Source organism: Streptococcus sp. ELY_90, from assembly GCF_058314475.1.
On the sequence record NZ_JBZFUJ010000001.1, the window covers coordinates 63,848 to 85,228 of the forward strand.

Sequence of the window (21,381 nt, forward strand, 5' to 3'; positions counted from 1 at the left end):
ATTTTTTTCTTAATTTTGATATGATAGTAAAGTCGCAGAAATGCGGTAATACTCATCTTAGATGAATTGTGGTCTGGTTGCCCTTAAGGTTGGGCTGCAAGCTGAAGTCTGAGAGAGGCGAAAAAACAACAAAGGAGAAATACTCATGGCAGTAATTTCAATGAAACAACTTCTTGAGGCTGGTGTTCACTTTGGTCACCAAACTCGTCGCTGGAACCCTAAGATGGCTAAGTACATCTTCACAGAACGTAACGGTATCCACGTTATCGACCTTCAGCAAACTGTAAAATTGGCTGATCAAGCTTACGACTTTGTTCGCGATGCAGCAGCTAATGATGCGGTTATCTTGTTTGTCGGTACTAAAAAGCAAGCTTCAGAAGCTATTAAAGAAGAAGCAGAACGTGCTGGTCAATTTTACATCAACCACCGTTGGTTGGGCGGTACATTGACAAACTGGGATACTATCCAAAAACGTATTGCACGTCTTAAAGAAATTAAACAAATGGAAGCTGACGGAACTTTTGAAGTTCTTCCTAAGAAAGAAGTTGCCCTGTTGAACAAACAGCGTGCCCGTCTTGAAAAATTCTTGGGCGGTATCGAAGATATGCCTCGCATTCCAGATGTTATCTACATCGTTGACCCGCATAAAGAACAAATTGCTGTTAAAGAAGCTAAGAAACTTGGTATTCCTGTTGTAGCAATGGTTGATACCAACGCTGATCCGGATGACATTGATGTTATTATCCCGGCAAATGATGATGCTATCCGCGCGGTTAAACTGATTACAAGTAAACTGGCTGATGCTGTTATCGAAGGCCGTCAAGGTGAAGACAGTGTTGAAGCGGTTGAAGCAGAACTTGCAGCTGACGACACACAAGCTGATTCAATCGAAGAAATCGTTGAAGTTGTTGAAGGTTCAAACGAAGACTAAGTCATCGATATTAAATGTGTTAATAAGGTAAAATGCTTTATTTTACCCATCTTTAATCATAATAATGTACATAACCTAAGGGGCGGGGCCTAGCCCTCCCCTTTTATCATTAAAATTGGAGGAATAATCATGGCAAATATTACTGCAGCTCTTGTTAAAGAATTGCGTGAAAAAACTGGTGCCGGTGTAATGGATGCTAAAAAGGCATTGGTTGAAGTTGAAGGAGACATGGACAAAGCGGTTGAGCTTCTGCGCGAAAAAGGAATCGCTAAGGCAGCGAAAAAAGCTGACCGTGTTGCTGCCGAAGGCTTGACAGGCATTTATGTTAACGGCAACGTGGCAGCTATTGTTGAAGTCAATGCAGAAACTGACTTTGTTGCAAAGAATGCTCAATTTGTTGAATTAGTTAATGAGTCTGCAAAAGCTATTGCAGAACAAAAACCTGCCAACAATGACGAAGCTCTTAAAGTGACTTTGGCTTCAGGTGAAACATTGGAAGCTGCCTATGTTAATGCGACAGCAACAATCGGTGAAAAAATTTCTTTCCGCCGCTTTGCCCTTGTTGAAAAAGCAGATGACCAAGTCTTTGGAGCTTACCAGCATAATGGCGGTAAAATCGGTGTTGTAACAGTGCTTGAAGGTGCAGACGAAGCCCTTGCTAAACAAGTAGCTATGCACGTAGCAGCAATGAATCCGACTGTCCTTTCTTATCAAGAATTGAGCGAAGAATTTATCCATGACGAATTGGCTCAAATGAACCATAAGATCGAACAGGACAACGAAAGCCGTGCCATGGTTGATAAACCAGCACTGCCGCTTCTTAAGTATGGTTCAAAACTGCAATTAACCGATGAGGTTATTGCTCAGGCCGAAGAAGATATCAAGGCTGAGCTTAAAGCTGAAGGGAAACCAGAAAAAATTTGGGATAAGATTATTCCAGGTAAAATGGGCCGCTTCATGCTTGACAATACCAAAGTTGACCAACAATATACCTTGCTGTCCCAAGTTTACATCATGGATGACAGCAAGACTGTTGAAGCTTACCTTGAATCAGTAAACGCTAAAGCGATCAGCTTTGTCCGTTTTGAAGTTGGTGAAGGTATCGAAAGAGCTGCCAATGACTTTGAAAATGAAGTTGCTGCAACAATGGCTGCTGCCTTGAATAATCAAGACTAACTGTTAATTTGAAACAGAAATAAACATCGGGATCCCTATGGGATTCCGATTTTATAATGTCATCCTGTTGCGGGCGCAGTTTTAACTGCACTCAAAGCTGCTTAAAAGGCGCCCTTATCAGAGATTTAGAACTTTCAAGGCTCTTGCTTTCCAAATGTATTATTTTTCGGTATAATAAGGTCAGTTATAGTCAAAGTGACTGGGAAGGAGTCGAGATCATGACATCAAAAAATACGTCTGACAGTATTGAAGAATATATCAAAAAAATACTGGCTCAGTCTGGTTTTGCAGAAATTAAGAGAAGTGCTTTAGCGGACAGTTTCAGTGTTGTTCCCAGTCAGATCAACTATGTGATTAAAACACGTTTTACCGAGAGCCGCGGCTACCTTGTCGAAAGCAAACGGGGCGGCGGCGGTTATATCCGCATTGCTAAAATTCGTTTTTCAGACCAGCATCAGATGCTTAATAATCTGGAAGCAAATATTGGCGAGCAGATCAGTGAGCAGGTTTTCACCGATATTATCCAGCTCCTCTTTGATGAAAAAATTATCAGTGAGCGTGAGGGAAATATTATCTTGTCGGCTGCCGGAGATGACGTTCTGGGTGCAGACAGCCCTAAAATCCGAGCCCGTATGCTTCGTAAAATACTACAACGTTTAGACAGAAAAGGATACCATCTATGACCGATTATTCATTGAAAATGCAGGAAGTCTTCCGACTGGCTCAGTTTGAAGCTGCCCGCTTTGAAAGTGCCTATCTTGAAAGCTGGCATGTCCTCCTTGCTATGGTTGAAATTGACAGCTCAGTAGCCGGCTTGAGTTTTGCTGAATTTGGGGACGATGTCCAGTTTGAAGATTACCAGGCGGCAGCTGTTTTGGCGGTTGGACGAAGACCGAAAAAACCAAGCGGTGATATAACGCTGCTGGAGCAATCCAATGCCCTGAGCCGAACCTTGACAGAGGCTTATGCTATCAGTCAGGCAACTCATGCCAAAGAAGTGGGAACAGAGCATGTTTTATTTGCCATGCTGCTCAATCCCAATCTGCTGGCAACGCGGATTTTAGAATTGGTCGGCTTTCAAATCAAAGACGATGGCGAATCTGTCCGTCTGCTTGATTTACGCAAGGCTGTTGAACGCTATGCAGGTTTTTCAAAAGAGGATATCAAAGCCATTTTTGAAATGCGCAAGCCTAAGAAAAACAAGACGAACGGTCAGTTTTCAGATTTAATGAAACCGCCCAGCATGACAGGTGAACTGGCAGATTTCACACGGGACTTGACCGATCTGGCCCGCAAAGGACGCTTAGAGCCTGTTATTGGCCGGGAAAAAGAAATTTCGCGCATGATCCAGATTTTAAGCCGCAAGACAAAAAACAATCCGGTTTTAGTCGGTGATGCCGGAGTTGGTAAAACAGCACTGGCTTACGGTCTTGCTCAGCGCATCGTGGACAGTGCCGTGCCTTTTGAATTGGCAGATATGAAAGTCTTAGAGCTGGATATGATGAGTGTTGTAGCGGGAACGCGTTTCCGCGGTGACTTTGAAGAACGCATGAATCAGATTATCGCGGATATTGAGGCAGACGGGCACATTATCCTCTTTATTGATGAGCTGCATACCATTATGGGCTCTGGCAGCGGAATTGACAGCACGCTTGATGCGGCCAATATTCTCAAACCGGCCCTAGCGCGCGGTACGCTTAGAACGATTGGTGCAACGACCCAAGAAGAATACCAAAAGCATATCGAAAAGGACTCTGCTCTCTCCCGCCGCTTTGCTAAGGTAACTATTGAAGAGCCCAGCGAAGAAGAGGCCTATCAGATTCTGCTTGGCTTAAAGAAAAATTACGAAGACTATCACCATGTGACGATTTCTGATGGAGCTGTCAAAACAGCAGTTAGAGCAGCGCATCGTTACCTGACCGGCAAGAACTTGCCTGATTCAGCTATTGATCTCTTAGATGAGGCCAGTGCTGCGGTACAGGGATCGGTGAAAAAAAAGGCCCCTGCCTTTTTGACGGACTTGGATCAAGCGATTATTGATAAAGATATAGCTGCTGCCCGCCGTTTATTGAAAAAAGAAGAAAAACCTCTGCTTAAAAAACGAGTGGCAGTCGGCGAAGACGCGATTTTAGAAACCCTGAGCAAACTTTCCGGGATTCCGGTAAGCAAGATGACTCAGGCCGACAGTAAAAAGTACCTCAATTTGGAAAAGGAACTGCATAAGCGGGTGATCGGTCAAGATACGGCCATTTCTGCAGTGAGCCGTGCTATTCGCCGAAATCAGTCGGGCATTCGAATCGGCAAGCGTCCGATCGGATCCTTTATGTTTCTGGGGCCTACAGGTGTCGGAAAGACAGAACTGGCCAAAGCTTTGGCAGAAGTTCTCTTTGATGACGAGTCAGCACTTATTCGCTTTGATATGAGTGAGTACATGGAAAAATTTGCGGCTTCACGCCTCAACGGAGCTCCTCCGGGCTATGTCGGCTATGAAGAAGGCGGCGAGCTGACCGAAAAAGTTCGCAACAAACCTTATTCTGTGCTGCTTTTTGATGAAGTTGAAAAGGCTCATCCGGATATTTTTAATGTCCTTTTGCAGGTACTGGATGACGGAGTTTTGACTGACAGCCGCGGGCGGAAAGTTGATTTTTCAAATACGATTATTATTATGACCTCAAATCTTGGAGCAACAGCTCTGCGGGATGATAAGACTGTCGGCTTTGGAGCTAAGGATTTTTCTCATGATTATCAGGCTATGGAAAGCCGTATTTTAGAAGAACTCAAAAAAGCTTACCGTCCTGAATTCATCAATCGTATTGATGAAAAGGTTGTCTTTCATAATCTCACTGAGGAAAATATGCGTGATGTTGTCAAAATTATGGTGCAGCCGCTGATTTCTCATCTGGCCGAGCAAGGCATTACCCTTAAATTCCAGAGCTCAGCGCTTAAACATTTGGCGCAGATCGGCTATGATGCGGAAATGGGAGCGCGGCCGCTTCGCAGAAGTCTTCAGACCGAAGTCGAAGATAAACTGGCAGAGCTTGTTCTTTCCGGAGAGCTGGCCGGCGGTCAGACGCTGAAAATCGGTGTTCAAAAAGATAAGCTTAAATTTGATATTGTCTAATCTATGAAAAGGAGACCGGAAGAAAATTCCAGTCTCCTTATTTTATATTATACTTAGTGCAAAGCTTACAGTGTCAAGAATGAACCTGAGCGAAAATATTTTTCACCTCAGTAAGAGTCTCTGCCCGGGATACAGCAGATCTGATTTTAGCGGCACCGGATGTCCCGCGAAGATAGTGCGGTGCCAAGCCGCGGAATTCTCTGACGGCAATGGTTTCCCCTTTAAGATCGACTAAGCGTTTCAGGTGGTCTTGGGCAATGTCCAGCATTTTGCTGAAGGGCAGATTATCTAAGACTTCTCCAGTTTCAAAATAATGGTTTATCTGGGTGAAGATATAAGGATTACTTCTAGCGGCGCGGCCCACCATAACAGCATCGGCACCTACTTCATCAATCATAAATTTAGCATCTTCGACAGAGCGAATATCTCCATTAGCAATGAAAGGAATCTTGGTGAGAGCTTTGGCTACTTTAGCCAGTGTTTCATGGTCGCATTTGCCGGTATACATTTGCTCGCGCGTGCGCCCGTGCATGGCCAAGGCAGCAACACCGGCAGACTCAGCTGCTAAGGCATTTTCAACGGCTAAGGAAGGCTCCGACCAGCCTGTCCGCATTTTGACTGTCAGTGGAATATCAAGGACAGATTTAACCGTTGAGACAACGGAATAGATCTTGTCAGGATCCTTGAGCCACATGGCTCCAGCTTCATTTTTAACGATTTTGTTGACCGGACAGCCCATGTTAATGTCAACAAGGTCAGCCTGAGTGTTGGCCTGAATGAATTCGGCTGCGCGCGCTAAGCTGTCACCGTCGCTGCCAAAAAGCTGAATGGAAACAGGATGTTCTTCCTCATCAATATGAAGCATGTGCAGTGTTTTTTCATTGTTGTACTGAATTCCCTTGTCAGAGACCATTTCCATCACCACAAGTCCTGCTCCGAATTCCTTAGCAATCGTGCGGAAAGCAGAATTTGTGACACCGGCCATCGGAGCTAAAACAGTGCGATGGGGGATTTCAACGTTGTCAATCATAAATGAGCTGTTAAGCTTGGTCATGAATCATCTCCTCTAAATCCTTTTCAGTAAAGTTGTACGTTTTTCCGCAGAATTGGCAGACAATTTCTGCTCCCTGATCTTGCTCCTTCATTTCCTGAAGGTCATGAGCAGGCAGGGTTTTTAAGGCCTCTTCAAAACGCTTGCGCGAGCAGTCGCAGGCAAAGCGGATGTCTTCTTCAGAGAGCACCTTGTAGCCGTCTTCGCCGTAAAGTGCCAAAAGCAGAGCTTCAATAGGATTGTCAGATTCCAAAAGGCTTGAAATGGCAGGCATCTCTTGGATGCGTTTTTCATAGCGGGTAATTTCTTCATCAGAAGCGCCGGGCAGAGCCTGCAGCATGAAACCGCCGGCTACCTTGACCTTGTCTTTATCATCCAAAAGAACATTTAAACCGACTGCTGAAGGTGTCTGCTCACTTTCTGTCAGATAGTAGGCCAGATCTTCTCCGATTTCTCCGGAAACCAAGGGTGTAGATGAGGTATAGGGATTGCCGGTACCGTAGTCTGTGATAACGACGAACTGCCCATTTCCCATGAAAGGACCGACAACTATTTCACCAGTTGCGGTTTTTTTGATGTCAACCCCTTTATTTTGAATATAGCCCTTGACATTGCCCTTGGTATCAGCCACTGAGATGACGTGGCCAAAAGAAGAGTCGCCAATGACTTTGACGGTTACCTTGCTGTCTCCTTTTTGATTGGCTGCCAAAATTTGACTGGCAATCAGTGTACGGCCTAAGGCAACTGTCGAGCTTGAAAGGGTCTGATGTTTTTCCTGAGCCGTCCGAACTGTCTCAGTGCTGTCCAGCACATAAGCACGGAAAGCTCCTGATTGTGAAATTGATTTAATAAGTTTATCCATACCTTTTATTTTAACATAAATTGAGGGAAGTGACAGAATGGGAACTCTGTAAAACACGCTGTCAGTACTTTTATAAAAGAATAAGCAAATTAATTGATACTAATTAGTAATAAATGTATAATAGCCTTACAAATACAAATGGAGGCAATTATCATATGTCAAATTTTTTAGATTTACAAAAACAACGCCGCAGCATTTATGCCTTGGGTAAAAATGTTTCCTTATCAGAAGCTGAACTTACGGACTTGATTAAAAATGCCATTAAGCAAGCACCTTCAGCCTTTAACTCACAAACCAGCCGAGCAGTCATTCTGTTTGGTGAAGAATCTGAGAATTTCTGGAATAAGATTGCTTACAGTGAATTAGAAAAGGTAACGCCAGCTGAGGCTTTCGAAGGAACAAAAGCTAAATTAGAAAGCTTTGCAGCCGGTGTCGGAACCATTCTCTTTTTTGAAGATCAAGACATCGTTAAAAATCTGGAAGAAAACTTCCCGCTTTATGCCGATAATTTTCAGCCATGGTCTGAACAAGCGCACGGCATAGCCCTTTATGCAGCTTGGATGGCTTTGGCAGAGCAAAATATTGGCATGAGTGTTCAGCACTACAATCCTCTGGTTGATGCTCAGGTTGCTGAAAAGTATGGTCTGCCGGCTAATTGGAAACTGCGTGCTCAGGCACCGTTTGGTTCTATTGAGGCTCCTGCAGGTGACAAAGACTTTGCAGCCGATGAAGACCGTTTCAAAGTTTTCGGAGCTTAAGCAAAAAAGCCTTACAGAGCAAATTTTATCTGCTTGAGAATTTTTAAACATAAAAAAGCGGCATGCTGACAGTAACCAGATCTGTTTTGCATGTCGCTTTTTCTTTTTAGTCGAAATGAATAGGAACTTCAGGGAACAGCTTAGCCAATATTTTTCCGGTAATAATTTGCCCCGGGCCTTCCTGACAATAGGTATGCATGTACATGGAAGGATTGAAATTGAGCTCAATGCAGGTACAATGCGGATTGTCCTTGCTTGCTTTTAAAGCAGCATCCGGAATAATCAAATCAACACCGCAGGCCCAAGCTCCCATGGCTTTAGCCATGTCAGCAGCCAGCTGCTTGTAGCTGGTGTCCATAGTTTCTGTGATATCAATAGAATCGCCGCCTGTTGAAATGTTGGAATTGCCGCGCAAATTAACCTTGACTCCGTCCGGTAAGACACTTTCCGGTGTGTAGCCTTGCTGCTGCAGCATGAGCTGCTCAATATCTCCAAGTTCGATGATTTCAAGCGGTGAGCGGTGATTTCGGCCCCGCAGCGGGTTTTTATTTTTTTGCTCAACCAGCTGCCGAATTGTATGACGACCGTCACCGACTACATTAGCGGCAACCCGCAGCAGAACAGCTTCGCATTTGCCGTCAAGGACAAAAAAGCGGTATTCAGTTCCGGCGACAAATTCTTCAACAAGAACAGAAGAGTCTTCAAGAAAGGCAATATTCAGAGCTTTTTCATAATCAGTCAAGCTGGCCGGTGTTTCAAAAATGGAAATGCCCAGACCGAAATTAGTTGATTTGGGCTTGACAACGATAGCCTGCTTTTCAACTTGCTGATAATAGCGGAGCGCCTCGTCCTTGCTGTCAAATTCGGCCCCGGCAGGAACAGGATAACCGTGTTCTCTTAGGATTTTTTTGGTGACGACTTTGTTAGCCATGGCTAAGGGCACAACATAATTATCTTTAGAGGTCATGTTGCCGTTTTTGACGTATTCCGTATGGCTATCGTGCCAGAGCTTAAGAAATTGATCGCCTTCATCTAAGATATCAAAATGAATTCCTTTTTGGATCGCATCAAAAAGCAGCATTTGTGTGGAAAGTTCCATGGTTTCATAGCCTTTGAGCGCATAATAGGCTTCCCAGGCATAGTCATGGTATTCCTTGCCTTTTTGACGGCCAAATGTTTCCAAGGACAGCTTGTCGATGTGCTTGAAAAGCCGGCCGCCGACAGTCAGTTCGGGATTGCTGACTTGCTCTTTCATGTCAGCCAGGAGCTGTTCATAGTAAGCCGGCAGACGGAAATGCTTAATCAGCTCTTCCATAGCTGTCAGGAGCTTGTGATAAGGAGCATCCTGCGGCAGTTTGTCCAAAGGGTGGCTGAGCGCAATTTTTTCGTTGAGTTTTGCAGCCTCCTCTACTGTCTGATTGACTTCCTGAGGTGCATCGAGCCAAAGCATAGCCAGGGTAAAGAGATGGACGCTGTCAATGGTTTCCTGTGTAATTCCGCGGTTGTCAAATGGATCTAAATCAAAGCAGCGGAATTCTAAGTAAGTAATGCCCTTAGTAAGGTAGTCTCGGCTCTTTTTGCTGCCGCGCAGACGAACAGCTGAGTAAAATTCTTTCTCAGCAGACAGGGCACCTGTGTCAACATAACCTTCAATGCTTGCGACATAATTTTCCAAACGGTCAAAAGGAACCTTGACATCTGAGGTGTTGACATAGCCTAAATGGCTGTTTCTCAGCGAACGAACAGGGGCAGTCAGGTCTTTTTCAAAGAAACCTTGTTCAGCCAAGGGGCTTGCGCCATAGAGATAAGTTAAAAACCAGCGATAGGTCAGGAAATTTTGTGCCAGTTTTAAATAGAGATCGTTTTTAAAGGCGATCAGAGACTGATAGCCGCTGCGCTCAAACAATGCTTTAAAGAGGTCAGCCCCCAGTTCAATATTGTAATGAATACCTGACATAGATTGGAGGATCTTGCCGTATTTTTCAGCCAGGTGCTGCCGGTAAGCGACCTCAAACGGGTCTTCCAGCCGAGCAATTTCAATCTCATCTGCTCTAAGCTGCGGCGGCATGGATAAGGGCCATAGATACTGATCATTATCTATGCTGCGCTGGGCGACATCGGTGATAGCTCCTAAAAAGCGCAGCACTTCCTTGCTTGATTTGGCAACGGGGGTGATTAATTCTAACTGAGGTTCGCTGTAGTCTGTCTGAATGTACGGATGATAGCTGCGAGATCCTAGTTTATGAGGATGGGGGGTCTGTGCTAAGCGCTGCGTCTTTTGATCAATGCGCAGGCTCTCCCTCTCCAGCCCAAAAGTAGCTTGTAAGACGGGGAGGTTCTGCGGACTTTGCTGTAAAATCTGATCAATGGTTGACATATTCTTTCTCCTAAAAGATATTCTAGTACTAGTTTACAAGAATGTTCGGAAAAGCGCATGATTCTGATACGAAATATTGAAAAACAGTCAGAAATTTCTTATAATAAATTGTAAGGCAAACCTGCAGGTGAAATTCCTGCCATGTTATAGCTGCTTAAATAAGTTTGAGACCCTGCTTTTGGCAGAAATTTTCATTGGTTTCTGCTTTTATTTTGGCTTTCAGTATGTCTGAGGAGTGCCGGAGCTTAGGCAATCTGCTTTTTAGGGGTTATAGTTTTTAAGAAAGGATGAGGACTCTCTTTGTTAGAGTTCGTATCAGCATATGACATCAGTAGTAGTAGTTGGAACCCAGTGGGGAGATGAAGGCAAGGGGAAAATCACGGATTTTCTGTCAGCCGATGCCGAAGTAATTGCACGCTATCAAGGCGGTGATAATGCCGGTCATACGATTGTTATCGACGGTAAAAAATTTAAACTGCACTTGATTCCGTCAGGAATTTTCTTCCCGGAAAAAATTTCAGTTATCGGCAACGGTGTGGTGGTCAATCCTAAATCTTTGGTTAAGGAGCTGACTTATTTGCACGAGGAAGGTATTGCGACAGACAGCCTGCGTATTTCTGACCGCGCACATATCATCCTGCCTTATCATATTAAACTTGATCAGCTGCAGGAAGCTGCCAAGGGCGACAATAAAATTGGAACAACTAACAAGGGCATCGGGCCGGCTTATATGGACAAAGCAGCGCGTGTGGGCATTCGGATTGCTGACTTGCTGGATAAGGATATTTTTGCAGAGCGCCTGCGGACTAATTTAGAAGAGAAAAACCGCCTTTTCAGCAAGATGTATGAATGTGAAGAAGTGGCTTTTGAGGATATCTTTGAAGAATACTATGCTTACGGTCAGGAAATCAAACAATATGTGACGGATACTTCCGTTATCTTAAATGATGCGCTGGATAAGGGCAAGCGTGTTCTGTTTGAGGGGGCGCAAGGGGTCATGCTGGATATCGACCAGGGAACCTATCCTTTCGTGACCTCTTCGAATCCGGTTGCTGGCGGTGTAACCATCGGCTCGGGTGTTGGTCCAAGCAAAATCAACAAGGTTGTCGGTGTCTGCAAGGCTTATACCAGCCGCGTTGGTGACGGACCGTTTCCTACCGAACTCTTTGATAAAGTTGGCGAGCGCATCCGTGAAATCGGCCATGAATACGGCACTACGACAGGGCGTCCGCGCCGGGTAGGCTGGTTTGATTCAGTTGTTATGCGCCACAGCCGCCGGGTCTCAGGCATTACCAACCTCAGTCTCAACTGTATTGATGTTCTCTCAGGGCTTGAAACAGTTAAGATCTGTGTCGCTTATGATCTGGACGGTCAGCGGATTGACCACTATCCGGCCAGCCTTGAGCAGCTCAAACGCTGTAAGCCTATCTATGAGGAGCTGCCGGGTTGGTCAGAAGACATTACAGGTGTTCGCAGTCTGGAAGACCTGCCGGAAAATGCCCGCAACTATGTCCGCCGCGTCAGTGAACTTGTCGGAGTCCGTATCTCGACTTTCTCTGTGGGACCGGACCGTGATCAAACCAATATCTTAGACAGTGTCTGGGCTAATATTTAATATTAATTGTTAAATATCATGTTATAAATGTGAAAAAGCATTGATTTTGTATGAGCTTCATAAAAGCTGGAAAGACCATCCAGCTTTTGTGAACCATGCATTTCGGTGCTTTTTATTCTTCAAAAAAGAAACACAGCAGACTTACAAAAAAACAAATAATTGTATTTAATTTATTAATTGAAAATCCGTAATTGGATAGATTTGATGAGAAGTGGTAAAAATTTCTAGTCCAGAAAAATGAAGATAATAAAATAAAATGATATAATAAGCCCAGGTTTCAGAAAGACCCTGGGCTTATTATTTTAGATTGTAACAAACATGAGAAGCATAATAGTAGTGAACTTGATAAACTTTTTCATAGTGACAACTCCTTCTTTCATAATTAAGAATACTTTAGCATATGAATAAACTTAGGTCTTATTTTTTGTGTATTTGTAAAAGAGAGGTTATAGTTTGAAAGAATTTGGAAAAATTTTTAAAATATTACGAGAGTCAAAAAATCTTTCTTTAAGAGAGGCCTCACAAGATGTTATATCTATGGCACAATTATCAAGATTTGAACGAGGACAGAGTAGTATATCTATTGATTCTTTTTTTCAATGTTTAGATAATATAAATGTGTTATTAGATGAATTTCAGTCTATTTATAATGACTATACGTTAACAGATGATATTAGGTTTAATAAAGAGTTGTTTGAGGCATATTTGAACAATGATTATTTAAAATTAGATAAATTTTTAAATGATTTAGAGATAGAAAAAGTAAAATATCCTGATAAAAAATCTCTTTATTTGAATAGCATAATAGTGAAAATAATTATCTACACCTGTGATCAAAGTAGAAAAGTTTCTAAAAAAGATTTAAATTTTTTGGTGGATTATCTTTTTTCAGTCGAACAGTGGGGACGTTATGAGCTGTGGTTGTTTATTAATGGTGCGAGTGTCTTTACTATTAATACATTGATAACTTTATCGTCAGAAATGCTTAGTCGAGTACAATTTTATGATGAATTGTTAGAAAACCGTAGAAAGATTTATCAAATGCTTTTGAATGTAGTTACTATTTGTATTGAAAATGATTATTTAGCTCAAGCACTAAAATTTATGAATAGTATAGACTCTCTACAATTATCAGAAGCAGATGTGTTTGAGAGAATCGTACATCGTTTTAATAAGGCCTACTATTCGTTTAAAAGAGGTGATGAAGCTTCAATGGAGTTAATGTTAGAATATATTGAAATGTTAAAAAAACTAGATTGTTTAGGAGCTGCAGAAAAATTACTTAGTTCAATTAGTGATTTTGTGAATATGTAAAAAATAACAAGTAATACAACAATAGTTATAAAATAAGACCGAGGTGACGACCTCAGTCTTATTTTTTATGGAGGAAATGTTATGTATCAAAAACCAACAATTGAAAAAATTGAAGATACTAAGATTATTGCTAGAGTTGTAGCTTAAGATATCATTCAATTTTTTTCGGGACGAAATATGGAACAAAAGCGCTTTTGTTCCATATTTTTGTAATTTTGAGGTTAATAAAATGTTGAAAAAACAAAAGGTATCACTAGTAGTTCTTACATTACTACTCTTATTGAATATTGTTGGTATACTTAATTCTACTCAATATCTTTTAAGAATACTATTTTCATATTTTGTACTGATTATAGCTATTACTTTTTTACCATTCTTAAGACAGAAGATAAATTATTCTTACAAGTTACAGGAAATTCTCTTTGGGTTACCAATGATACTTCCAATTTTCTTGTTTAAGCTAAAAACTATTTCTTTTGCCATAGGAAAGTTGAAACATTTTGAAATTTTTTTAATTTATTTACTTTTTTTAACAGTAGTTTTGCTTCTACTACATCACAAAGATTATAGGATGAAATCATCAAGCCCTTTTATAAAATTAAGTATTTCAAAAAAAGAAGTATTTTTAACGATTTTAGGGATGGTATATAGTATTTTTACAGAGGAGATGTATTTTCGATTCTTTATTCTTAGTGAGTTGGAGGATTATAGCTATTATTTAAAAATTGTATTTTTAGTATTTTCTAGTTTTTTATTTGTTGGTGCACACTATTTAAATAGATGGGCAGCGTCAATGTTTACTTATAAAAATTATATATCTCAGTTTATTTTGAGTATGCTTTCTGGAAATATTTTTTTGGTAACAAATTCACTATTCTATTCTTTGATACTACATATAGCATACAATTTTCCGGAAATATGGCTGATTTTGAAAAGATTAAAATATCAGCAATTACATTATGAAAATGATGGAGCATTCTTTGATGATTATTAGTAAAATAAGGAGCTATAGAAATGTTAAATATAATTAAATCTGTATATAAGAAGAATCGTGTTTCAATGTTACGGGCATATCCTATCTCATTTATTCTTCAACGTGTTTTAAGTTCGATTTTGGCTTTATTAACACCAGTACTACTATATTATTTTGTTTTCAATGGGAAAACAGAAAATGAATTTACTGATGGAGCTTCGGGAATGAATTATTTACTATTTGTTTCATTAGGGTACGGAGCTTATGCAGTTTCTATTGCAACATTAATGAATGTTGGTCGAAGCCTTATTTCAGAAATTCGCGAAGGGACTATTGATTCGTTTCTCATATCTCCGGCCTCAAGGTTAGGATACTTTTTAGGAACTTTTGTAGAACAGCTCGGACGATCATTTATAGAGTTTTTTTTAGTAATTGTTTTTTCGGTATTTTTAGGAGTTAAATATAATTTTGAAAATGTTATCGGTATGTTTTTACCAGTGTTTTTTATTGCAATGGTAAGTTTTTCAATGGCCCTGATTCTTTCCAATATTATGGTGTATACAAGGGATACATTTATAAGTCAAAATACACTTTTTATTATATTAAGTTTTTTATCAGGAGTATCATTTCCAGTTACTTATCTTCCAAAGCAACTACAATTTTTTAGTAACTTAATACCATTAACTCATGCGCTTAATGTTTTACGAGATGTATTAACTGGAAATATGGGTAAATCTACAGTATTTTCAAGTATTTTAGCAATTATAGAAGGACTGGCTATTTTTTACCTAGGATATATATGGTTTGAAAAATTAGAAAAAAAACTAATTGAGGAGGTTTTTTCATAAATGTTAGAAATGAGACAAGTGTATAAAAGCTATTATGAAAATAGTGAAAAAAACTTTTTCAAAAGACTTTTTAGAAATGATAAGCAAAAAAAGGATGTTATCAAGGGAATTGATATACAAATTCCTAAGGGAAAAATAGTTGGATTACTTGGTATAAATGGTGCTGGGAAAACAACTACTATTAGAATGCTATCAACATTACTAACTCCTAGTGATGGAGAAATACTAATGGATGGTATTAATATTAATAACGATGAAAAACTCACAAAGAAAAGAATTAATGTTATCTCTGGAGGAGAGCGAAATTTATATTGGAGATTGACAGGAAGAGAGAATTTAGACTACTTTGGAAGTCTTTATGGGATTGATAAAAAAGAACTGAGTAATCGAATCGACGAGTGTTTAAGACTTGTTAAATTAGAGGACTCGTCAGATATTCCTGTTGAAAAGTATTCCAAAGGAATGAAGCAAAGGCTCCAGATTGCTAAAGGTTTGATAAATAATCCAGATTATATTCTATTAGATGAACCTACTTTAGGACTAGATATTATAATTGCAAAAGAATTACGGCATTATATTTTAAAACTCGCTAAAGAATTAAATAAAGGGATTCTTTTAACAACACATTATTTAAAAGAGATAGAGGAATTATGTGATTATATTTACTTATTAGATAATGGAAAAATTTTAAGAGAGGGTTCTCCATACGAAATAGTTAAAAGTGTCAGTCCAGAAAAACTTGTAAAAGTTGAATTTGGCAAAAAGGACAAAAAAGATGTGGAGAACGTAGTTAATAAATTAGAAATTCCTGTTAAATGTGTTTGGAATAATGATGAATCATTTACTCTAAAATCAAGGAAAAATATTATCCAAGAATTTATCTCTGCATGCAGTAATTATAATAGTATTTCTATTAAATCCATAAGTATAATTGAACCATCACTAGAAGAGTCATTAATGGAGATTTGGCATGATAAATATTAAAGAAAAATTTATAATGTTGAAAGCAGAAATTATAAAGCAACAAAAAAATTATCAAAATTCACTAAGTAATGTTATGTCTTTAATAGTCTGGCCAATTATAATTTTTTTTCAGACTTTTTACACTTATAACTCCTTCGATTTGTCTTTCCTTAGAAAATTTGGAATAGAAAATCAAACGGACTTGTTGACATTTCTTATAACGGGTACATTGGTATATAACTGTTTTTGGTCAATGGTGCAAAGTGCTTTTTTATTAACGTTTGAACGGCAGAATGGAACTCTAGAAGCAGTTTTTATAACTCCTACCTCTTTAACTAATTTTTTGCTTGGACGAGCTTTAGGGGGGATTTTAACGAATATTGGAATGTTTCTATCTTTTATCACTATTTTATTTGTTATAGTTGGATCAATTTCAGTTGAGTTAATCTTTTCTTGTTTACTATCATTAATAGTGATTATTATTTCATCAACTATTTGGGGTGCTTTTATAAATTCACTATTTTTAACTTCTAGAGATTCAAATTACTTGTTTACAATTTGTGATGAGCCCATGCGAATTTTATCTGGAACGAGTATTCCAGTAAGTGCGTTTCCAGTAATCTGGAGAACTGTATCATTTGTTTTTCCATCAACTTACTGCTTATATATGGTTAGAGGAATATTTTTTAAAGAACATGTATCGTTGGATATTTGGATAGGGTTCATAATAATTTTATTATGCTTAGTGATTATTACTACTATTATTTCTAATGAAGCTTATAGGAGAAATAAAGTAACTGGAAAATTATTTATTTACTAGTTAAAGAATAGAGAGGATTAGTTATATGTATTCAAGAAATTTGAAAGCTTATTTAGCAAAGATTGATGGAAAATTTATTATTACTGATACTATTAATGTTTATGAAGTTAATGAAGTTGGGGCTAGAATTTTTGATTTATGTAATGGTAAGAATACATTGGAAGATATTGCATTTATTTTAGCTAAAAAATATGAGGTAAATAAGGAGATGGTGTTAGAGGATGTAAAAAACTATGTTTCAGTTCTTCTAAATAAAAACTTTATTTTCAAAGATTAGGAGAGCAAAAATGATTGAAAAAGAGTATAAATATTTAATCACCGAAGATGAATTTTTATCATTAAAACAAAAAATAAATCCGAGGAAGTTCGTTGTTCAAGAAAATTATTATTTTGATACAGAAAATTTGGAATATTTTAAACACAATATGACTGTTCGAATTAGGAAGAAAGAAGACTTACAATTACAGATAAAAAATAAAGAAAAAGTTGGATCCTATATTGAAAGTTTGGAACAGCATTTTGATTTACCTTTGAAAGAGATTCCTAATAGGATAAATTTACACACATTAGGAGCTCAGGTGAAATATTTAGATTTACCCCCAATTATTGGATTAGTAGGAAAATTAAAAACTGAGAGGTATATAGCACATTATAAGGATATAAAAATTTGTTTAGATAAAAATTTTTATTATGATAATGTAGATTTTGAGCTTGAATTGGAGTTTCAAGATAGAAAGACTGTAGCGGATTTTTTAAAGTTATTTAACTTTAATCACCCTACTAATAAAGTTGGGAAATACGAGCGCTTTTTGTCAAAGTATAAGGAGGAAGAATAGTTATGATTGTAAAAGAAAAAGTTATTAACAAAGTCTTATCGGATAAAAACTTAAGTTTAAAAGTAATTGTTGATAAACTATCTCAGGTGACTGAAAATTCTGGAATTTTATTGTATACATCATTTTTAGAAGGACTTGGTAATAAAAATTCTGACATTGATATATACGTTTTTTTAGAGGATAATCAAAATTTTAATAATCAAGGAATGAGAAGATATGGGGACTGCTTGGGTGTTGAGGTGGTCAGAGTAGGGGATATTGAACTTGATATTGAATATTGGTCCATTAACGTAATTGAAGATTTAATAGAACGACTCACAATTACAAATGGTCTAGCATGTAGCTATGAGGAATTAAAATTACTTTTGAGAATTTATCATGGATTTTTTACTAATCAAAATAAAGTAAGTGAAAGGTTACTTTATTTAATTAAAACATCCCATTTTCTTGAATTGATTACAAATAGAATTTCTCTAGAAGCGAGATCATATTGTGATGATAGCTTAAAGATGTTTGAAGTTGGTGAGTACATTTTAGCACTTGATTGTGCAAGACGAGCATTGTGGGAATGTGCTTCGTTATTAAATGCAAAAAATGGGAAGCCTAATCTAAAAAGTAAATGGATTTCAAAGATTTATATTAATAATGGAGGATATGGTAATCAAGAGTTACTCGAAAGGTATATGAATCTTCAAATTTATTCTACTGTGAATGAACAAAATTTAAAAACTATTTTATTAGACATGTTTTCGTTAGTTCAGGATATGCTTAATGCAGCACTCTTTTTATAAAAGTGTCTCATCTCAATAACAATGATGAACTTATTCTGTAAACTAATGTGGATAAATGAACTAATATAATTAAATGAAACGTAATTAAGGAGTGAGTTAGGATGTCTAAGTTTACAAAAATACCAAGATCTAACAATATTAATGGGAAAAGATATTCAAACAGGGAAGATTATATCAAATTTTTATCAAATAAATATAAAATCTCAGAAAAAGAAGTTTTAAGTGATGATAATTTAATTATTAAATTAACTCAAAATTGGTTTAGACAAGGACAGGTAGGTTGTGGCTTTGCACAATATATGGCGAATGATGCGGATCAATTTGGGTGGCGATTTATTGTAGAAAGAGAGACTGAATTTACAAATGCTACAGTAAATGACTTATTTAGTAGGATTAACGAACATATCAAAAAATCAAATGATGAAGTTTTATCGATATTGTTTCCAAATATTGATAATGAACCTAAGTTAGCTGGCTTGATAAAATCATTAGTAGATTACACGCCGTTCTTTATTGATGGAGTAAAAGATTATTCACAAGATCAGATGTTACTATCTCTAAGATTGGATATATCTGGTTCTCAGAATAATTCATGGATAATGGCACTTGGACCGTACGATAATTTTCCGTTAACTAGGCAATGCCCTATTACTCAACTTGTTATAAGGTTGAAAGTAAAAGATGTTAATCGAATGTATCATAAAGCCAAAAATGTAAGTGACGCCCATAATGCTGACATGCCTGTTGACATGATTGAAACTAGAAAACAGGATGCTCTTTGGGAGCTCTCATTTAAAAATACCAAGCGAGTTCTGGGGCATAAGCCGGATAATCTTTCTGCTGCAAAATATACATGTCCTATATCAATAGATAGATATAATAAATTATTTAAAGGGAAGCTATGAAAAATTATTTAATTGAATTGAATGGTAATCAAAATTTAACTAGAAACTATATAGGTAACAAAGCATATCATGTAAATTTGTTGAAAAGTTTAAAACAGAATATTCCAAAATCCTATGTTTTATCTCCTGATTTTTTTATAGATCTAATAGGGCTGGAAGTATTCCAATTAAATAAAAATTCAACTAATTTTGGGAACCTTCTTCAGAGGAAGTTAATAAAATCGAAAAATAACTTATTATGGAAAAATCTTGTAAATGAACTGATGGAAGTATACAGTAAAGACGATACTTTAGCAATTCGTAGTACTTCGTTAAGCGAAGATGGCAAATATTCTGCAGGTGCTGGGAATTATACTACTGTACTAGATGTCAAACTCAATTATTCGGATATATTGAGTGGTGTAATGAAAGTTTTTGAATCATACATAAAAAATAAGTTTGTATGGTCTGAGAATGAAGATATTATCTTTCCTATATTATTACAAGAACATATAAATTTGGAATATAATGGTGTGGCTTTCTCTAAGAATCCCCTAACGATGGAAGAAGACTTTGTCTTAGAAGTGGGAACTCCCCAAAAATCTGTAGTTAATGGTGAAATTGAATATGTATCCATATATAGTAAGGAGGGGATTGAAGAACTAGACGATGATGCAAGTAGAATGGATAATACCTCTATTGAGGTAAGCTATAAATATGGATTTAAAATAAAAGAGTTGATTTATAATATTGAAAATCTTGCAGGTTTTGGTGAGAGTGGAATTGATTTAGAATGGGGAATTGATCATCTGGGAAAAATTTATATTTTTCAAATTCGCGCCATAACTACTAGACCTTTATTTATAGAGAGAGCTCAAAAGGAAGGGCACTTTTTTGTAGATTTAGATGATGATGAGGTGCATTTAATGGGGTTCCCTAAATTTCATAAGGGACTTATCACAAAACAGTGGAAAAAAAGGCATTGGATGAAACAAATTTTGCGGGAAGCAGGTATTGACAGTTATTACAAACTTGGCTTTTATGTGTTTGAGAAGAAAAATGTACAAAGAACAATGCTACAAAGTGAGATAGATGCCCTTTTTTCGTGTGAGGATTTATTATTAATTTTTGAATCAGACAATGGAAGAAAAAAAAATAAAGTAATTAGTAGAGATGAATTTTGTGATTCACTAAAATCAATTAAAGCAGTAGCTGGAGTTTGTGTGGTTTGGGTTACAGAATTCCATAAACCAATTTTATCTGGATACTCTAAAGTAGTAGATGATAAAATAGTTATAGAGTATATTTTTGGTGATTTAATTGGTTTGAAGAATGAGGTTATAAATTATATGTCAGAAGTTGAATTGACTCTCAGTGGTGATAAGGTTAGTGAACGTATTTCTTCACAGCCAGTTCAGTATTCTTTTGATGTAGATAATAATTCAATTCGGATAGACTATGACGAAATTGTGCCTGAAATTTCCAAACAAAATTTATCTCAAATATTAAAGATCACTACAACACTAAATTCCATATTTAAGGGTGTTGTTGTTGAATGGGTTCAAACTAATAGTGGTTTATTGGCTTATGATATGTCTGAGGATATTTCTACGACTAATCATTATAAAACCATTGAAGGTTATCGTGTTATTTCATCCGGTGTTTTAGTTGGAAACATTATTGAATTAAATTTTAGAGAATTCAGAAAATTAGTTGAATTAAATAATACAATGGCTAGTGTAGTACCAAGTGTTAAAGAACTAGAAAGTATTGAAAATAATGCTGTTATTGGCAACATAATGAAAAAAATTTCAGAAGTTTCCAAGCCGATAGTCTTTGCCCCCTACCCAGATATAAGTTTATTACCTATAATTAGTAAGGTATCGGGTTTTGTTTTTAAGTCTGGTTCTACCTTGGGACATTTGGCCATACATTTACGTGAAAATAAGATACCTGCAATTATTTTAGATGATGAAAGTTTAAATGAAAACAGTATAAATATAGTAATATAAATATATAATTTTATTAATCAAAAAACTAATTATAAAATAGTATACAGGG

Annotated in this window: 19 protein-coding genes; 16 read left to right on the forward strand and 3 right to left on the reverse strand. The window is 37.6% G+C overall.

Features of this window, described 5'->3' with window-relative positions; genetic code table 11:
• Nucleotides 1-145 precede the first annotated feature (145 nt).
• From rpsB to AC4HAF_RS00335, 4 genes are all read left to right on the forward strand, one after another.
• Nucleotides 146-931 carry a 30S ribosomal protein S2 gene (rpsB, locus tag AC4HAF_RS00320; RefSeq protein ID WP_003089767.1) on the forward strand — a complete coding sequence of 262 codons (786 nt, stop codon included), beginning with the start codon at nucleotides 146-148 and terminating at the stop codon, nucleotides 929-931.
• A gap of 129 nt (nucleotides 932-1,060) precedes the next feature.
• Complete coding sequence (gene tsf / locus AC4HAF_RS00325; RefSeq protein ID WP_491091620.1) at nucleotides 1,061-2,107, forward strand: translation elongation factor Ts; 1,047 nt, start codon at nucleotides 1,061-1,063, stop codon at nucleotides 2,105-2,107.
• A gap of 218 nt (nucleotides 2,108-2,325) precedes the next feature.
• The gene (locus AC4HAF_RS00330; RefSeq protein ID WP_491091621.1) at nucleotides 2,326-2,790 is read left to right on the forward strand and encodes a CtsR family transcriptional regulator; all 465 of its coding nucleotides are present in this window, start codon (nucleotides 2,326-2,328) and stop codon (nucleotides 2,788-2,790) included.
• On the forward strand, nucleotides 2,787-5,228 hold the full coding sequence (locus tag AC4HAF_RS00335; protein WP_491096210.1) for an ATP-dependent Clp protease ATP-binding subunit: 2,442 nt from the start codon (nucleotides 2,787-2,789) through the stop codon (nucleotides 5,226-5,228). The genes AC4HAF_RS00330 and AC4HAF_RS00335 overlap by 4 nt, the downstream gene beginning before the upstream one ends.
• 73 nt (nucleotides 5,229-5,301) lie before the next feature.
• Here the strand turns inward: AC4HAF_RS00335 and dusB are convergent, their stop codons facing one another.
• The gene (dusB, locus tag AC4HAF_RS00340) at nucleotides 5,302-6,282 is read right to left on the reverse strand and encodes a tRNA dihydrouridine synthase DusB (RefSeq protein WP_491096211.1); all 981 of its coding nucleotides are present in this window, start codon (nucleotides 6,280-6,282) and stop codon (nucleotides 5,302-5,304) included.
• Nucleotides 6,269-7,141: an Hsp33 family molecular chaperone HslO gene (gene hslO, locus AC4HAF_RS00345; protein WP_491096212.1), complete on the reverse strand. Its 873-nt coding sequence runs from the start codon at nucleotides 7,139-7,141 to the stop codon at nucleotides 6,269-6,271. Before hslO ends, dusB begins: the two co-directional genes overlap by 14 nt.
• 155 nt (nucleotides 7,142-7,296) lie before the next feature.
• On the opposite strand from hslO, the gene AC4HAF_RS00350 reads away from it, so the two are divergent.
• Nucleotides 7,297-7,899 carry a nitroreductase family protein gene (locus AC4HAF_RS00350; protein ID WP_491096213.1) on the forward strand — a complete coding sequence of 201 codons (603 nt, stop codon included), beginning with the start codon at nucleotides 7,297-7,299 and terminating at the stop codon, nucleotides 7,897-7,899.
• Nucleotides 7,900-8,005: 106 nt separating this feature from the next.
• On the opposite strand, the gene gshAB is transcribed toward AC4HAF_RS00350, so the two are convergent.
• Nucleotides 8,006-10,276 carry a bifunctional glutamate--cysteine ligase GshA/glutathione synthetase GshB gene (gene gshAB / locus AC4HAF_RS00355; protein ID WP_491096214.1) on the reverse strand — a complete coding sequence of 757 codons (2,271 nt, stop codon included), beginning with the start codon at nucleotides 10,274-10,276 and terminating at the stop codon, nucleotides 8,006-8,008.
• Between the two features lie 322 nt (nucleotides 10,277-10,598).
• Between gshAB and AC4HAF_RS00360 the strand changes: the two genes are divergently transcribed.
• The 11 genes from AC4HAF_RS00360 (at nucleotide 10,599) to AC4HAF_RS00410 (ending at nucleotide 21,332) form a co-directional block, all read left to right on the forward strand.
• Complete coding sequence (locus AC4HAF_RS00360) at nucleotides 10,599-11,891, forward strand: adenylosuccinate synthase (protein ID WP_491096215.1); 1,293 nt, start codon at nucleotides 10,599-10,601, stop codon at nucleotides 11,889-11,891.
• A gap of 453 nt (nucleotides 11,892-12,344) precedes the next feature.
• Nucleotides 12,345-13,205, forward strand: a complete 861-nt coding sequence (locus AC4HAF_RS00365; protein WP_491096216.1) for an Rgg/GadR/MutR family transcriptional regulator — start codon at nucleotides 12,345-12,347, stop codon at nucleotides 13,203-13,205.
• Between the two features lie 229 nt (nucleotides 13,206-13,434).
• Nucleotides 13,435-14,199, forward strand: coding sequence for a CPBP family intramembrane glutamic endopeptidase (locus tag AC4HAF_RS00370; RefSeq protein WP_491091630.1), 765 nt, complete (start codon nucleotides 13,435-13,437; stop codon nucleotides 14,197-14,199).
• A 20-nt stretch (nucleotides 14,200-14,219) separates the two neighbouring features.
• Complete coding sequence (locus tag AC4HAF_RS00375; protein WP_491091631.1) at nucleotides 14,220-15,026, forward strand: ABC transporter permease; 807 nt, start codon at nucleotides 14,220-14,222, stop codon at nucleotides 15,024-15,026.
• Nucleotides 15,027-16,010 carry an ABC transporter ATP-binding protein gene (locus AC4HAF_RS00380; RefSeq protein ID WP_491096217.1) on the forward strand — a complete coding sequence of 328 codons (984 nt, stop codon included), beginning with the start codon at nucleotides 15,027-15,029 and terminating at the stop codon, nucleotides 16,008-16,010.
• Complete coding sequence (locus AC4HAF_RS00385) at nucleotides 15,997-16,809, forward strand: ABC transporter permease (protein ID WP_491096218.1); 813 nt, start codon at nucleotides 15,997-15,999, stop codon at nucleotides 16,807-16,809. Before AC4HAF_RS00380 ends, AC4HAF_RS00385 begins: the two co-directional genes overlap by 14 nt.
• Before the next feature lie 25 nt (nucleotides 16,810-16,834).
• A complete protein-coding gene (locus AC4HAF_RS00390) occupies nucleotides 16,835-17,086 on the forward strand; it encodes a PqqD family protein (protein WP_447462458.1) in 252 nt (83 codons plus the stop codon).
• Between the two features lie 10 nt (nucleotides 17,087-17,096).
• Nucleotides 17,097-17,645, forward strand: a complete 549-nt coding sequence (locus AC4HAF_RS00395; protein ID WP_491096219.1) for a CYTH domain-containing protein — start codon at nucleotides 17,097-17,099, stop codon at nucleotides 17,643-17,645.
• A gap of 2 nt (nucleotides 17,646-17,647) precedes the next feature.
• Entirely contained in the window at nucleotides 17,648-18,436 is a 789-nt protein-coding gene (locus AC4HAF_RS00400; RefSeq protein ID WP_491096220.1) for a hypothetical protein, read from the forward strand.
• A gap of 101 nt (nucleotides 18,437-18,537) precedes the next feature.
• Nucleotides 18,538-19,341 (forward strand): hypothetical protein, encoded by an 804-nt coding sequence (locus AC4HAF_RS00405; protein WP_491096221.1) that lies wholly within the window; start codon nucleotides 18,538-18,540, stop codon nucleotides 19,339-19,341.
• Nucleotides 19,338-21,332: a PEP/pyruvate-binding domain-containing protein gene (locus AC4HAF_RS00410; RefSeq protein ID WP_491096222.1), complete on the forward strand. Its 1,995-nt coding sequence runs from the start codon at nucleotides 19,338-19,340 to the stop codon at nucleotides 21,330-21,332. The genes AC4HAF_RS00405 and AC4HAF_RS00410 overlap by 4 nt, the downstream gene beginning before the upstream one ends.
• Nucleotides 21,333-21,381 lie beyond the last annotated feature (49 nt).

What these genes read in the sequence shown, in the direction of transcription:
- rpsB (WP_003089767.1), top strand. Translation starts at nt 146, where the DNA reads ATGGCAGTAATTTCAATGAAACAACTTCTTGAGGCTGGTGTTCACTTT.
- tsf (WP_491091620.1), top strand. Translation starts at nt 1,061, where the DNA reads ATGGCAAATATTACTGCAGCTCTTGTTAAAGAATTGCGTGAAAAAACT.
- AC4HAF_RS00330 (WP_491091621.1), top strand. Translation starts at nt 2,326, where the DNA reads ATGACATCAAAAAATACGTCTGACAGTATTGAAGAATATATCAAAAAA.
- AC4HAF_RS00335 (WP_491096210.1), top strand. Translation starts at nt 2,787, where the DNA reads ATGACCGATTATTCATTGAAAATGCAGGAAGTCTTCCGACTGGCTCAG.
- dusB (WP_491096211.1), bottom strand. Translation starts at nt 6,282, where the DNA reads ATGACCAAGCTTAACAGCTCATTTATGATTGACAACGTTGAAATCCCC.
- hslO (WP_491096212.1), bottom strand. Translation starts at nt 7,141, where the DNA reads ATGGATAAACTTATTAAATCAATTTCACAATCAGGAGCTTTCCGTGCT.
- AC4HAF_RS00350 (WP_491096213.1), top strand. Translation starts at nt 7,297, where the DNA reads ATGTCAAATTTTTTAGATTTACAAAAACAACGCCGCAGCATTTATGCC.
- gshAB (WP_491096214.1), bottom strand. Translation starts at nt 10,276, where the DNA reads ATGTCAACCATTGATCAGATTTTACAGCAAAGTCCGCAGAACCTCCCC.
- AC4HAF_RS00360 (WP_491096215.1), top strand. Translation starts at nt 10,599, where the DNA reads ATGACATCAGTAGTAGTAGTTGGAACCCAGTGGGGAGATGAAGGCAAG.
- AC4HAF_RS00370 (WP_491091630.1), top strand. Translation starts at nt 13,435, where the DNA reads ATGTTGAAAAAACAAAAGGTATCACTAGTAGTTCTTACATTACTACTC.
- AC4HAF_RS00375 (WP_491091631.1), top strand. Translation starts at nt 14,220, where the DNA reads ATGTTAAATATAATTAAATCTGTATATAAGAAGAATCGTGTTTCAATG.
- AC4HAF_RS00380 (WP_491096217.1), top strand. Translation starts at nt 15,027, where the DNA reads ATGTTAGAAATGAGACAAGTGTATAAAAGCTATTATGAAAATAGTGAA.
- AC4HAF_RS00385 (WP_491096218.1), top strand. Translation starts at nt 15,997, where the DNA reads ATGATAAATATTAAAGAAAAATTTATAATGTTGAAAGCAGAAATTATA.
- AC4HAF_RS00390 (WP_447462458.1), top strand. Translation starts at nt 16,835, where the DNA reads ATGTATTCAAGAAATTTGAAAGCTTATTTAGCAAAGATTGATGGAAAA.
- AC4HAF_RS00395 (WP_491096219.1), top strand. Translation starts at nt 17,097, where the DNA reads ATGATTGAAAAAGAGTATAAATATTTAATCACCGAAGATGAATTTTTA.
- AC4HAF_RS00400 (WP_491096220.1), top strand. Translation starts at nt 17,648, where the DNA reads ATGATTGTAAAAGAAAAAGTTATTAACAAAGTCTTATCGGATAAAAAC.
- AC4HAF_RS00405 (WP_491096221.1), top strand. Translation starts at nt 18,538, where the DNA reads ATGTCTAAGTTTACAAAAATACCAAGATCTAACAATATTAATGGGAAA.
- AC4HAF_RS00410 (WP_491096222.1), top strand. Translation starts at nt 19,338, where the DNA reads ATGAAAAATTATTTAATTGAATTGAATGGTAATCAAAATTTAACTAGA.